Annotated in this window: 14 protein-coding genes; 5 read left to right on the top strand and 9 right to left on the bottom strand. The window is 64.8% G+C overall.

Annotated features, from left to right (window positions below; all coding sequences use genetic code 11):
• Positions 1 to 2,396: ABC transporter permease (locus CN311_RS29550; protein WP_097577139.1), on the bottom strand; the 2,396-nt coding region annotated here is incomplete at its 3' end.
• Entirely contained in the window at positions 2,396 to 3,106 is a 711-nt protein-coding gene (locus CN311_RS29545) for an ABC transporter ATP-binding protein (RefSeq protein ID WP_097577138.1), read from the bottom strand. The genes CN311_RS29550 and CN311_RS29545, both read right to left, overlap by 1 nt.
• Before the next feature lie 84 nt (positions 3,107 to 3,190).
• Between CN311_RS29545 and CN311_RS29540 the strand changes: the two genes are divergently transcribed.
• Together CN311_RS29540 and thpR are read left to right on the top strand one after the other, a co-directional pair.
• Positions 3,191 to 3,835, top strand: a complete 645-nt coding sequence (locus tag CN311_RS29540) for an arylesterase (protein ID WP_097577137.1) — start codon at positions 3,191 to 3,193, stop codon at positions 3,833 to 3,835.
• Positions 3,836 to 3,973: 138 nt separating this feature from the next.
• The gene (gene thpR / locus CN311_RS29535) at positions 3,974 to 4,570 is read left to right on the top strand and encodes an RNA 2',3'-cyclic phosphodiesterase (RefSeq protein WP_097577136.1); all 597 of its coding nucleotides are present in this window, start codon (positions 3,974 to 3,976) and stop codon (positions 4,568 to 4,570) included.
• Here the strand turns inward: thpR and CN311_RS29530 are convergent.
• A complete protein-coding gene (locus tag CN311_RS29530) occupies positions 4,474 to 4,986 on the bottom strand; it encodes a low molecular weight protein-tyrosine-phosphatase (RefSeq protein ID WP_097577135.1) in 513 nt (170 codons plus the stop codon). The two genes, thpR and CN311_RS29530, sit on opposite strands and share 97 nt — an antisense overlap.
• A 50-nt stretch (positions 4,987 to 5,036) precedes the next feature.
• On the opposite strand from CN311_RS29530, the gene CN311_RS29525 reads away from it, so the two are divergent.
• The 3 genes from CN311_RS29525 to CN311_RS29515 all read left to right on the top strand — a co-directional run bounded on the left by CN311_RS29525 (position 5,037) and on the right by CN311_RS29515 (position 6,587).
• Positions 5,037 to 5,333, top strand: coding sequence for a 4a-hydroxytetrahydrobiopterin dehydratase (locus CN311_RS29525; protein WP_097577134.1), 297 nt, complete (start codon positions 5,037 to 5,039; stop codon positions 5,331 to 5,333).
• A gap of 138 nt (positions 5,334 to 5,471) precedes the next feature.
• Entirely contained in the window at positions 5,472 to 5,834 is a 363-nt protein-coding gene (locus CN311_RS29520) for a YkvA family protein (protein WP_097577143.1), read from the top strand.
• A 249-nt stretch (positions 5,835 to 6,083) separates the two neighbouring features.
• Positions 6,084 to 6,587 (top strand): invasion associated locus B family protein, encoded by a 504-nt coding sequence (locus CN311_RS29515; RefSeq protein WP_097577142.1) that lies wholly within the window; start codon positions 6,084 to 6,086, stop codon positions 6,585 to 6,587.
• Positions 6,588 to 6,674: 87 nt separating this feature from the next.
• Here CN311_RS29515 and CN311_RS29510 read toward each other — a convergent pair whose 3' ends face one another.
• The 6 genes from CN311_RS29510 to CN311_RS29485 all read right to left on the bottom strand — a co-directional run.
• On the bottom strand, positions 6,675 to 8,012 hold the full coding sequence (locus CN311_RS29510; RefSeq protein ID WP_097577133.1) for a chloride channel protein: 1,338 nt from the start codon (positions 8,010 to 8,012) through the stop codon (positions 6,675 to 6,677).
• 116 nt (positions 8,013 to 8,128) lie between these two features.
• Complete coding sequence (locus CN311_RS29505) at positions 8,129 to 9,070, bottom strand: glycosyltransferase (protein ID WP_097577132.1); 942 nt, start codon at positions 9,068 to 9,070, stop codon at positions 8,129 to 8,131.
• 68 nt (positions 9,071 to 9,138) lie between these two features.
• A complete protein-coding gene (locus CN311_RS29500) occupies positions 9,139 to 10,068 on the bottom strand; it encodes a CPBP family intramembrane glutamic endopeptidase (RefSeq protein ID WP_097577141.1) in 930 nt (309 codons plus the stop codon).
• A gap of 129 nt (positions 10,069 to 10,197) precedes the next feature.
• A complete protein-coding gene (locus CN311_RS29495) occupies positions 10,198 to 10,803 on the bottom strand; it encodes a DUF1236 domain-containing protein (RefSeq protein WP_097577131.1) in 606 nt (201 codons plus the stop codon).
• 65 nt (positions 10,804 to 10,868) lie between these two features.
• The gene (locus tag CN311_RS29490) at positions 10,869 to 11,966 is read right to left on the bottom strand and encodes a zinc-binding metallopeptidase family protein (protein ID WP_097577130.1); all 1,098 of its coding nucleotides are present in this window, start codon (positions 11,964 to 11,966) and stop codon (positions 10,869 to 10,871) included.
• A gap of 107 nt (positions 11,967 to 12,073) precedes the next feature.
• Positions 12,074 to 13,319 (bottom strand): flavin monoamine oxidase family protein (locus CN311_RS29485; RefSeq protein ID WP_133117286.1); only part of this gene is annotated, 1,246 nt, incomplete at its 5' end.

Below are 13,319 nucleotides of genomic sequence, written 5' to 3'. Positions count from 1 at the left end.
ACGAACCACGCCGCGATCCCGCCCGCCGCCAGCGCGAAGATCGCCGTGGCAAGCCCGATCAGCATGTATTCCAGCGAAAAGGCCGCGATCAGCGTCTTCCTGGTGGCGCCCAGCGTCTTCAGCACCACCGCGTCATGGATGCGGGCCCGGTTGCCGGCGGCGAGCGCGCCGGCCAGCACCAGCACCGAAGCAATCAGCGCCACGCCGGCCGCGGCCCGGATCGCCGTGCCAAGCTGCGCGACCAGTCGGTTGACGATGTCGAGCGCGTCCTTGACCCTGACCGTCGTCACCGCCGGAAAGGCACGGGTTACGGCGTTGAGCAGGCGGGCATCGTCGGCCGCCGACGCGTTCTTCTCGGTCAGCGTCGCCAGCCAGCCATGCGGCGCGCCGGCAAATGTGTTGGGAGAGAACACCATGACGAAATTGATGCCCATCGTCTCCCACTCGACCTGGCGGAAATTGGCGATCCTGGCCGTCACATTGCGGCCGAGCACATTGACGGTAACGGTGTCGCCGAGCTTCAGCCCGATCTCCTTGCCTTCCTCGGCGGAGAACGACACCAGCGGCTCGCCGGCATAATTGTCCGGCCACCATGTCCCCTCGGTCAGCGTCGCATTGGCGGGCAGCCTGGCGTCGTAGGTCAGCCCGCGATCGCCGCGCAGCACCCAGGCGCCTTCCGCCGGCACCTTGACCTTGCCGACGTCGACGCCGTTCAGCGCCATCACCCGGCCGCGCAGCATCGGCACCTTGACCAGCGTTCCCGCCGGAGCCTCCTTGCCGACCAGCGCGGAAAAGGCATCGACGTCGCTGCTCTGGATGTCGACGAAGAAGAAGTTCGGCGCCCGTTCCGGCAGGCTGCCGGAGATCTGCCGCCGCAGATTGCCGTCGATCAGCGCCAGCGTCACCAAAAGCGTCAGCCCGAGCCCGAGCGACAACACCACCGACGGCGTCAGCGCGCCTGGCCGGTGGATGTTGCCGATGGCGAGCCTGAGCGCCGTCGAGCGGACGCGCGGGCTCTTCCTGGCGGCCGACTGCACCAGCATGCCGACGACGCGCAGCACCAGGAAGGCAAAGACGGTGGCGCCGACGAAGATCGAGGCGATGCGGCGGTCGCCGGAAAACAGAATGGCCAGCGCCGCCAGAGCGAGCGCGATGCCGAGCGCGGCGGCGACATAGATCAGGCGCGGAAAACCGCGGCCTTCGAAGCCCATTTCGCGAAACAGCGCTGTCGCCGGCACGTCACGCGCGCGGCCGAGTGGAAGAAGCGCGAAGGCCAGCGTCACCAGCAACCCGAACAGCGCCGCCATGCCGAGCGCGCCGGGATAGAAGCCGCCTTCCGCCGGCACCGGAATGACGGATTGCAGCGCGGCGCTCGCCGCGAACGGCATCAGCGCCCCGAGCACCAGGCCAAGCGCGATGCCGAGGCCGGCGATCATCAGGATCTGCACGAGGTAGACGGCAAAGACGAACCCGCCCGAAGCCCCCAGGCTCTTGAAGGTGGCGATGACGCCACGCTTGCCGTCGAGATAGGCGCGCACCGCATTGGCGACGCCAACGCCGCCGACCACCAGCGCCGTCAGCCCGACCAGGGTCAGGAACTGCGAGAAGCGCTCGATGTTGGAGGACAGCGCGGGTGCGGCATTGCTGCGCGTGCGAATCGACCAGCCGGCCTCGGGAAATTCCTTGGCGGCCTGGTCCTGGATGGCCTTGATATCAGCCTCGCTGGCGCCGCTGGGCAGCCGGATCTTGTAGGCGTTTTCGACGAGGCTGCCCGGCTGGATCAGGCCGGACGCGGCAAGCCCGTCGGTCGAGACCATCAGCCGCGGCGCAAAGCCGAAGCCGTCGGACACAGCGTCCGGCTCGTTGACCAGCCTGGCGCGCAGTTCGAAGGTGGCGCTGCCAAGCTTCAGCCGGTCGCCGATGGCCAGATGCAGCCGCTCGAACAGCAGATCGGGTGCTGCGGCGCCGAAAACGCCGGACCGTTCGCCGAACAGATCCTGCCTGGACAATGCCGGCTCGGTTTCCAGAGCACCGTAGAGCGGATAGGCCTCGTCGACCGCCTTTGCCTCGACCAGCGCCTGGTCGGATCCGTCCTCGAGCCGCGCCATCGAGCGCATATTGGCGCTGTGCGAGACCGTGCCCAGCCCATCGAGAAAAGCCTGCTCGGCTTGCGTCGCGGCGCGCTGGTTGACCTGGAAACGAAGATCGCCGCCAAGCAGCGTCTGGCCCTGGTTGGCGACGCCGGCGGTGATGGCGCGCGCCACCGAATTGACGCCGCCGATCGCCGCGACGCCAAGCGCGATGCAGGCGAGGAAGATCAGGAAGCCGGACAGCCCGCCGCGCATCTCGCGCAGCGAAAACCGGAAAGCGAGTTTCAGCGTGCGCGACAGCGGCATCACGCCGGCACCTTGCCGGCGGTTGGGGGCAGCACAGCTGCGTCTTCGATCCGGCCCGAGCGCATCGACACCTGGCGCGAGCAGCGCGCGGCCAACGCCGGGTCATGCGTGACCAGCACCAGCGTCATGCCGCGCTCGGCCGCCTTGGCGAACAAAAGGTCGGCGACCTGCCGCCCCGTCGACTGGTCGAGATTGCCGGTCGGCTCGTCGGCGATCAGGATACGTGGCGACGGCGCCAGCGCCCGGGCGATCGCCACGCGCTGCTGCTCGCCGCCCGATAATTCACCGGGATAATGGGTGACGCGGTCGCTCAGGCCGACAGCCGCCAGCTCGCGCGCCGCCACGCCAAATGGATCGGCATGGCCGGCCAACTCAAGCGGCACCGCGACATTTTCGAGCGCCGTCATGTTCGGGATGAGATGGAAGGACTGGAAGACGATCCCGATGTTTCGCCCCCGAAACGATGCGATCTGGTCCTCGCTCTTGCCATTGAGAAGTTCCCCGGCGATTCGTACCGTACCCGAATCGACCCTTTCCAGGCCTGCAAGCACCATCAGCAGCGTCGACTTTCCCGAACCCGATGGCCCGACGATGCCGGTCGCCTCGCCGCTTGCCACATCGAGGCTGACGGCTTTCAGCACATTGACGGAGGATGCGCCTTCACCAAGCGTCAGCGATACGTCTTTCAGCGCGATGACGGCTTCTGTCACAATTAAATCGTCCTATATGGGAGAATGGAGGCTAGAGCATCGCCTTCGTCGAAAGACCGTTCCTCGTCATATGGGGCCTGCCGCATGGCTTTCAAACACTCCCTTGCCGCAGCCTTCATGCTTTTCCTTGCGCTTTGCGGCGCCATTTCGTCGGCGCGCGCCGAGCCTTTGCAGATCGTCGGCTTCGGCGACAGCCTGATGGCGGGTTTCAGCCTCGGCCCGGGCGAGGGCTTTACCGACAAATTGCAGGCGGCACTTCGCGCCAAAGGCCATGATGTGACTGTCGCCAATGCCGGCGTTTCCGGCGATACGTCGAGCGGCGGCCTGTCGCGGCTCGACTGGTCGGTGCCGGAAGGGACCAAGCTCGTCATCCTCGAACTCGGCGCCAACGACATGCTGCGTGGCATCTCTACCGCCATCACGCAGAAGAATTTGGATGACATGCTCGCCAAGCTCAAGCAGCGCAAGATCGCCGTGCTACTGGCCGGCATGCGCGCCGCGCCCAATCTCGGCGCCGACTACCAGAACAGCTTCGATGCGATCTTCCCGAAACTGGCCGAAAAATACGGCGTTCCCCTCTATCCGTTCTTTCTCGACGGCGTCGCCGGCGAGACCGCATTCCAGCTCGACGATGGTCTGCACCCGAACGCCAGGGGCGTCGACCGCATGGTCGAGCGCATCCTGCCGACAGTGGAAAAGGCCATCGCCACGGCTCAGGGCGCTTCTTGAAGGCGATATTTCGATGACGTCATCGCATTCCGTTAGGGAAACTTTCAGGCAAGCCTGCGACCAACAAACCACTTGCCCTGCGTGAATATCGATGATTCGGTAGGGATAACAGTTCGATTCGAGGAAGGGAGGCTCTTCATGCCGCGTCTTTTCACCGCCCTCGAAATACCGCGTGATGCCGCCCTTTCCCTGTCCCTGCTCAGGGGCGGCTTGCCCGGGGCCCGCTGGATCGACGTTGAAAATTACCATCTGACGCTGCGCTTCATCGGCGATGTCGAAGGCCATGTCGCCGACGAGATCGCCAACGCGCTCGACCGTGTCCACCGCCCCTCTTTCGCCCTGACGCTGTCCGGCGTCGGCGCCTTCGGCCAGAAGAAACCGCATGCGGTGTGGGCTGGCGTTTTCCCCTCGTCCGAGCTCGCGGCATTGCAGGGCGAGATCGACCGCATCTTCCAGCGGCTCGGCATCCCGGCCGACCCGCGCAAGTTCATGCCGCATGTGACGCTGGCGCGCCTGCGCAATTCGAGCCCGCTCGAGGTCGCCCAATATTTGTCGGCGCGCGGCAATTTTTCGACGCTGCCCTTCCGTGTCGGCCGCTTCGTCCTGATGTCGTCGCGCGATTCGGTCGGCGGTGGACCCTACATCGTCGAGGAGGCCTGGCCGCTATCGGGCGCCGATGCACGCGCCGCGAGCCGTCTCGCCAGCGTCTCCGACGCCTCGCGGATCATGCGATAGACCAAAACGAAAGCCTCCTGGCCCTCGTAATACGGGTCAGGCACGTCGCGCGCCTTGCCATCCGCGAATTCCAGGAAAAGATGCACCCGGTTGCGCATGGCGGCAGGCGCCAGCGCCCGGAGATCTCTGACGTTCGACCGATCCATGCCCAGAATGAGGTCGAAGCAGTGGAAGTCCTCCACTGTCACCTTGCGCGCCGTCTGCCCGGAAATGTCGATGCCATGGCGCGCCGCAATCGCGACCGAGCGTGGGTCGGGGGCGGAACCGACCTCCCAGCCGCTGGTCGCCGCCGAATCGAGCAATACGTCCAGCCCGCGCTCGGCCAGCACAGCCCGCAAGACACCTTCCGCCAGGGGCGATCGGCAGATATTACCGAGGCAGACGAAAAGAATGGAGTTTATGGGCTTTGCGCTCATCGATCCGGCGTTATGGTGGGACTCAATTTCGAATAGCACGGGAAACCGACATGACGAGAGAGAAACTGGGCAAGGACGCGATCGCCGAAGCGCTTGCCGGCCTCGACGGCTGGTCGCTGGCCGGCGATGGCCGTTCGATCAGCCGCAAATTCACTTTCAGGAATTTTTCCGAGGCCTTCGCCTTCATGACGCGCGTCGCGCTCGCGGCGGAGAAGATGGACCATCACCCCGACTGGTCGAATGTCTACAAGACCGTGAACGTCACGCTCAACACGCACGACGCCGGCGGCCTGACCGCGCTCGACTTCGAGCTGGCCAAGAAGATGAACCGCTATTTCGGTGGCTGAACCCGCGTGTTGCGATGTCCGCAATACGGCTGAGGACCTCAAATCGGCGGCGGCATCTTGCAGCGGGGTTCGGGTTTCACCACATTTTCCCTCGCGGTCGCCCGTTATGTCCACGTGGCGTTCGGCAAGGAGAGGTTGATGGTGCAAAAATCCGGATTTGATTTCTTCGGCTTTGGCGGCAAGCTGGGCGACGAGGGCGAAGTGCGTGCCAAATTCTGGCGCACCGCCAAGAAGGCCGCCCGGCACATCCCGTTCATGGAAGAAGTGGTCGCCGCCTATTACTGCGCCATGGACAAGCAGACGCCGCTGCGGGCCAAGGGCATATTGCTGGCCGCGCTCGGTTATTTCGTGCTGCCGGTGGACGCGATTCCCGACTTCGTCTTCGGGCTCGGTTTCACCGACGACATCGCCGTGCTGACCGCCGCGATCACCGCCGTCAGCGCCCATATCACGCCGGCGCACCGGCTGGCCGCCAGGGAGGCGATGGCCGACGAGAGCTGAGCTGGCGCAGCGCCGACGGGCCGTGTGAAAAGTCAAACTCTTGCCGCTTTCGTGGCCTCCAAGTCGGCCCGGGGACACCCTGTCCGCCGCTTTTCTAGCGGTGGCGCGGGAACGGCGGCGGTTTCCTGGGGTGAGGGTCCTTTTCCCAAAGGAAGTTCACCGTTTGGTAACCCAGATTAAATCAAAATGAAGCGACGGCAGGACGCCACGCGGATCTGCCTCCGCACCATTTGGAATACAGGAAAAACGATGCGCGGATTGATTGCTACAGTTTCAAGCCTGGTCCTGGTGGCCTTGACAGCGCCGGCCCTGGCGCAATCGGCGACCAAGATCGGCCAGCACAATGCCTGGGGCACCTACAGCTACAAGGCCTCGGGCGGCAAGGTCTGTTATGTCCTGACGGTGCCGACCGACAAGCAGCCGCCGACGCTCGACCATGGCGATATGTTCTTCTTCGTCAGCCAGCGGCCGGGACAGCAGGTCTCCTACGAGCCGCAATTCATCGCCGGCTACAATTTCCAGGAAGGCTCCAAGGCCACCGTCACCATCGACAAGAAGAGCTTTTCGATGTTCACCCGCGGCAAGTCCGCCTGGGTGGAGAACGCCGCCGAAGAACCGGTGCTGATCGCCGCGATGAAGGCCGGCACCGACATGAAGGTGCAAGCGAAATCCGGCCGCGGCAACGCCACTTCCTACGTATTTTCGCTGAAGGGCATTTCCGCGGCGCTGGCATCGATCGCCAACTGTAAGTAGGCAAGCCGATTTGTCAAAACCGGTTTGATGAAGGGCCGGGCCGCGAGCCCGGCTTTTTTGCGCGCCTTTCCGCCTTCCTGCGGATATCTACGCCGCTTCCGCCCGGCGCCGCCGGATCGCCTCGGCGATGAAGACCCGCGACAGCGCGTGATAGAGCGGTTCGTGCGAGATCAGGCGCGCCGTGCCGTAGCCCAGCATCGAGGCGCACATCAGCGCAATGACATTGTCGTGATTGCCGGTCATTTCGAGGATGATGACGAAGGCGGTCATCGGCGCCTGCACCACGCCGGCAAAATAACCGGCCATGCCGAGCAGGGCGGCGGCGCCCGCGCTGGCGCCGAAGACCAGGCCGAGCGAACTGCCGAGGCCGGCGCCAACCGCCAGCGACGGCGCGAAGATCCCGCCGGGAATGCCCGAAATCATCGACAGCAGCCCGGCCGCGAATTTCTCTGCAAAGAAGAACCATGGCAGCGGCGCGCCTTCCACCGCGCTGCGCGCCTGCGCGTAACCGGTGCCGAAGGTCAGTCCGCCCGAGGCGACGCCGATCGCCGCCACCCCCAGCCCGCAGACGGCGGCCACAGCCAGCGCGCGCCACAAGGGCTGCAAGCTGTTCCAGCGCCGGATCCGCCGTGTCGCCTTCAGCGCCAGCAGCGAAAAAAGCGCGCCAAAGCCACCGCCGATGATGCCGCAGGCAATGACCAGCGGCCAGTCGGCGGCAAATGAGATCGTTTCCTTGGCGATACCGAAATAGGTGTAGTTGCCGAGCAGCCCAAGGGAGGCCAGGCCCGCCAGGATCACCGCCGTAAGCACCATCCCGTTGGTGCGCGCCTCGTACGTGCGGCCCATCTCCTCAATGGCGAAGACGATGCCGGCGAGCGGCGTGTTGAAGGCGGCCGCGATGCCGGCGGCCGAGCCGGCCAGGATCAGGCCGCGCGCCTGCGCCATGCCGCCCCAGCGCGCCACTTGCAGCATCAGTGACGCACCGACCTGCACCGTCGGGCCTTCGCGGCCGATGGAGGCGCCGCAGAACAGGCCGACAATGGTCAGCGCGATCTTGCCCACCACCAGCCGCAGCGAAAGAATATGGCTGCGATCCTCGTCGTCGCGCAGATGCCGGGCGGCGATCGCCTGCGGAATGCCGCTGCCTTGCGAACCCGGAAAGAATGCGTGCGCTAGCCAGGCGCAGACGACGAAGCCAAGCGGCGTGATGACGAGCGGCAGGCAGCTGCGCCAGCCGCCGTCATTGCCCGTCATCATGTGGAACAGCGCCTGCGCGCGGTCGGCCAGCATCGCAAACAGCACGCTGATCAGGCCGATGCAAACCGCGCCGGCCCAGAACACCAGCCGCGGCTGCCAGACGCGTCGCGAGCCCCACATTGCCCGCGAGCGCCGCAGCAGGGGATACTTTCGCAATATGCCGGCCATGACAGTCCTTCCAGGGAATGGTTCGACCTAACACAGCCACGACATGAGGGGCCAGCTTTGCGTGTAGGCACGGCTCCCCTATCTCCCTTTTTATGGAGAAGGTAGAACATCCTGGTTCATGGCAGCGTTTCACCGTCGAGAATCCGCCGATAGAGATCGAGATAGCCCTTCGCGCTGCGGGCGATTGGGAATCGCTCGGCGGCGGAGTCCCGGCAACGCTGCGGCGAAAGGCCGGCAACCGCGGCAACCGCTGCGGCGAACTCCCCGTCGCTGTCGAAGAGGCGCCCTGTATCGTCGTCGATGATCTCCGGCATGGCGCCGCGCGGCGTCGTCAGCACCGGCGTTCCGCACAGCATGGCCTCGACCGGCGCCATGCCGAACGGCTCTTCCCAGGCGATCGGATTGAGGAAGGCCTTTGCTTGCCCGAGCAAACGCAACTTTTCGTCACCGTCGACGACGCCATGGAAGCGAAAGCGCTTTCCCAGGCTCTTGAAGAAGACACCATCGCGCCGGACCTGGCTGCGCGTCAAAAGCGTCCAGCGCGAGCCGCCGGCGATATCGAGGGGAAAATCGAATTCTTTCGCTAGATCGACCGCGCGGTTCAGGTTCTTGCCGGCGCGCGCGATGGCGGCGAGGAACAGCAGGCGGTCGTTCTTCGAAGCGGTCAGGCGATAGGCGTCGACCGGAAAGCCGTTGTAGACGAAGGTTTTCCTGCCATGGTTCCGCGCATGGCTGGCGCTGACGAAGCTCCAGTTTGGCTGCGGCCTCGATTTTTGCGGGGAGTAGCCATGCGCGGTGTTGAGGGACGGGTAGGGAACGTCGAGAAACCAGCTGTGAAAATGGACGATCTCGGTGTCCGCCGGAATGGCGGCTCGGTATTGCGCTTCCGAGGATGCATGCCGCACCTCGCAAAGCGGGTGGCTTGAGCCAGGACTGGCGATCAGCACGACGCGATGGCCAAGGCGGGCCAGTTCCGACGCCAGCCAGTCGACCTGGCGCTGGGTGCCGCCATAGCCCCTGGAGGGGATGGCTCCGATAACCGCCAGTGTGATGCGCATTAGCCGCCCCTGCCGGTTTTTTGTGTGACCATGATCTCATCCAAAAAACCGGTTTCCACTTCTTGGGATCACGGTCTATCCGGCTCGACCTTCAGCGGCGAGCGCGGATGCAGGAGCAGCAGGATCGTCAGCAGGCTGCAGGCGATGCCGATCACGGCGATAAGGACCGCGTCAAGCGTCGTCCAGCCGGGGCCTTCGAGCGGCTTGGCGTTGAACAAGGCGAAGGAATTGTAGCTCTGCTGATGCGAAATCAGCAGGAATCCGGTCAGGTTGTTGCCGAGATGGGCGCCGAAGGCGGCGCCGAGATTGCCGGTGGCATGGACCACCAGCGTCAGCAGCAGTGCGAAAGCGGCGATCGAGGCGAGCACACAGGCGTTGATGGCGGCGCTCGAGCCTGGGCTCCAATGCATCGAGGTGAACAGCAGTCCCGGCAGCAGCGCCCAGATGAAGGGGTTCTGAAACCGGTTGGCCAGGCCCCTCAAGAGATAGCCGCGAAACAGCACCTCCTCGGACGAGGTTTGCAGCAGGGTCAGCACGATGATCGGGACCAGGAAGACAAGCCAGGTCGAGAAGCCGATCGCGCCGCGCGCAATATCGGGTTGCAAGGCATAGAGCAGGATTTCGGAGAGCGCCGAGGTGATCAGCACCGCGGCCAACCCCTTGAGGAAGCCGTCGCGCGAGACACGACGGCTCACGCCGAGCAGCGCCGTCAGCGGCTCGCGATGGACCCAGCGCATGGCAACCCAAAGGCCGATCCAGATGCCGGCGAAGGATGCGAGTGCGGCAAGAATCCCGGCGGGCGACGCCATGAAGTCCTGCAGCGTACCCGCCGATGCCTGCCACAGCGCGAAAAGATAGGCGCCGCCGAGCAGCACGACCATGGTCGTCGCGACCCAGAACAGGATGACGATCGCCGACCCGAACAGCAGGCGCGGCAGGGTCGTCTTGTCGTTGGGGGTAAGCCGATAGCGCTCGAAGGCGGCAGGGTCTGATATCACGCGGGTTCCTTTGCCGAACGCATCGGGTCGCATGATCTAGCGCATGCCCCCGAAAATCAAAATCGATTTTCGGGGGCATGCGCAAATTGAGGCTGCGGAAACCGCCGACTTTCCGGTGGCTCCTGCTGGTTATTGACGCACGACGTACATGATGCGCCGCGTGGCCGGATCGACCAGCGCCGGCTGGCCGTTCACATAGACATAGCGATAGTCGTAGTCCGGAATCTCGCGCAACTCGACGCTATCGGGCAAGGTTGCGCCGGTAACCACTTCGCCATCGAGATAGACCGGATCGAGCCTGTTGGTGTCGACATAGGTGCGGACTTCGGCCGGTGGTCGTCTGATGGGCTCGATCGGCTCGCCGGCGACGATCGCTCCGGTATAGGTGTCGGAATACTCGTCGCTGTCGGCGGGCGGCGTCACGATGGTGATGTCGGCATCGGCCGGACGCCGTGTCAGCACGACGCGGTCGCCACCGAAATCGGCGGTCACATAGTCGGAATAGATCCAACCCTGGCCGCCTGCCTCGGCGATGGTGCACCATTTGCTGTTTTCGATACAGCCGTCGAGCGTCGCCGACTGGCCTGCAGTGAGCACGCCGATGACCGGGTATTGCGGGCCAGGCCCGGCGCGCACATTGAGATCGGCAATGGCCGAAACGGCGGTGTCGGCCATTGCCGCTCCCGACATGGCGGCAAGCGCGCCGGCTATGGCAGGAAACAGTAAGCGTTTCATGGTTTCGCTCCGTTTTTCACAATCCCTCGCGAACGGAAACGAGGCAAACACCTCATGCGTTCCGGCTAAAATGCCCCGGCCGGCTCACGATTTATTCCGGTTTCTTTCGTTACCCCGGTCAGGAGGTCATGGATAAAAGCCAGCTTTTGCGCCGTTACATCTGAGATGACGAAGGGATAGAGGTCAGGCAGGCCCATGCAGCGGTTGATCGAGTTGGACGCCTCCGACAGCACCAGCCAGCGGGTCAGGATCTTTTCAAAGGGTTCCGGCGTGCCTGCGGGTTCGGCCGGTGCCGCCTGCGGCTTGCCGCCGGTATCGCCCTGCGGCAGAGCGTTGGTTTCCACGGTTTCCAGCCGGCCGAGCGGAAAATTCAGCGCATGCACCATTTCCAGCGTATCGGTGATGTGCAGATGGTGCGCCCATGTCTCGGCCCAGTCCTCCCAGGGGTGGGACGTGGCATAGGCCGAGATGTGGCCCTGCTGCCAGTCGGGCGCTGCGCCATTGGCGTAGTAGGCCTTCAGCGCCTGCTCGTAGTCGGCGCGCTCGTCGCCGAACAAGGCGCGGAAGGCGACAAGCCTTTGCGGATCGTCGCGGATCAGGCGATCCCAGTAATAATGGCCGAGTTCGTGACGGAAATGGCCGAGCAAGGTGCGATAGTTCTCGCCCATCTCGATGCGCCGCCTCTCGCGCTCGGCAGAATCCGCTTCGGCGACGTTGAGCGTGATCAGGCCATTATCATGGCCGGTCAGGATGCGCTCGCCGCCCGGTCCGCCGCCGATCGGATCGGCGAGGAAATCGAAAGCCAGACCGGCCTCATCCTGTGGACCGGTCTTGGGCGCGACCGGCAGGCCGAAGGCGAGCAGGGAATAGATGGCGCGTTTCTTCGCCGCCTCGACGCGGATCCAGTGCTGGCGGTTGCCATCGACCGAAAGGTCGGGGATCAGCTGGTTCAGCATGCAGGCGCGGCAGAAGGCATGGCCCGGCTCCGCCCGCCAGTTGCAGGCGCACTCGTCGGCGTTGGTGCACTGGAAAACGCCATCGGCGCCTGACAGCGCGAAGCGTGCGTGCCCCGGATCGTAAAGCACGAGGCTGGCGCAGTTGAGGCACTGGGCATTCTCGAAATACAGGCGGTGGCCGCAATGCGGGCAATCGAAAAGCTTCATGTCGGTCTCAAATCATCAGGGGTCCGCACCCCGGACAAGATGACGGATATAGTGCGGGGCGATCCGTTGCCCAAACGCCCGCCATCGGCGAGCCGTTCCCGCCGAGACTATTTTGCCGCAAGCTGGGCGACGACCTGCCGCGCCACCGCTTCGCCAGACAGCCGCGCGCCGCCGCAGGTCTGCATCAGCGGACCGGCCAGGTGCTCGCCGGCGAAGAAGATCTTCTCCGCCACCGGTTGCATCAGCGTGGCGCGCGCCTCCGAACGGCCCGGGCGGGCCGCAGCATAGGCGCCGCGCACGAAGCGCTCGCCACCCCAATTGGTCATCATGGCGCGTCCGACATGTTTTCGCACATCCGTGCCGAAGATGCCGCATAGCCGGTCGACGACGAAATCGACGCCTGCCGCCTCTCCCGCCGCCGACATCTCCCAAGCGAAATCGCCGCCGACGAAGCCGACCATCAGGTCGAGGTCGAAGGGAAAGCATAGGAAGTAGATGTCGTGCCTGGCCATCCGTTCGATCAGCAGGTCATCGAAGGGCGCCAGCCCCAACCTCGTGCCCCGGATTTCCACCGGCAGCTTGGTCAGCATGCCCATCGGCAGGTCGAAGAAGGCGCCAAAATGCGTGTCGGGCAGCGCCGGCGAGAATTCGATCTCCTCGAAGGCGAGCACCGCCGGTGAAGCCGTGACGATGGCTGCCTTGGCGCGGATGGTGCCGCGATCGGTGACGCAGGCCACGCCAGGCACCTCCCAGAGGATCTTGCGCACCGGGGTCGACAGTTCGACCGGCACATCGGCGCCAAACCGGGCGACCAATGCGCCGAACCCCTCCTTGGTGAAATAATTCGGATCGAGATCGGCGGCGGCCTGGAAGTCGCGGATCGAGATCTCGTCCTCGTCGGCGCCGAAATCCATCGGCCCGGCAAAGGTGGCGGCGGCGCGCGGCGCCTGTCCCCTGGCGAGCAGCGCCGAAAGCCGGTCGTCGTCGCCATCGCCGACCTGATGCGCCGCCAGAAGCTCGAACAGCTTGGCGTCCGCAGCCTTCATCGCGGCCTCCTCGGCCTCGCTCGCCTTGCGCTGGAGATAGTAGAGATGATCGACATTCATGTCGTGATGGTGAAGCGTCCAGCCGGCGGCCTGGGCCTCGGGAAAATAGGGATTGCGGTCGGCCGCGTGCAGCCAGGCGCAGCCGATGTCGAATGGCACGCCGAAATGCTGGTCGCTGGTCCAGGCGCGGCCGCCAATGCGGTTCATCGCCTCGAACAGCTTGAAGGAAAGGCCGGCGGCGCCAAGGGTCCTGGCGGCGGCAAGCCCCGCCGAACCGGCGCCAACGATCACGACGTCAACGTCTTCC

This window comes from Mesorhizobium sanjuanii (assembly GCF_002529485.1).
Taxonomy (GTDB): Bacteria; Pseudomonadota; Alphaproteobacteria; order Rhizobiales; family Rhizobiaceae; genus Mesorhizobium; species Mesorhizobium sanjuanii.
This window is presented reverse-complemented; position numbering and strand designations above follow the sequence as displayed.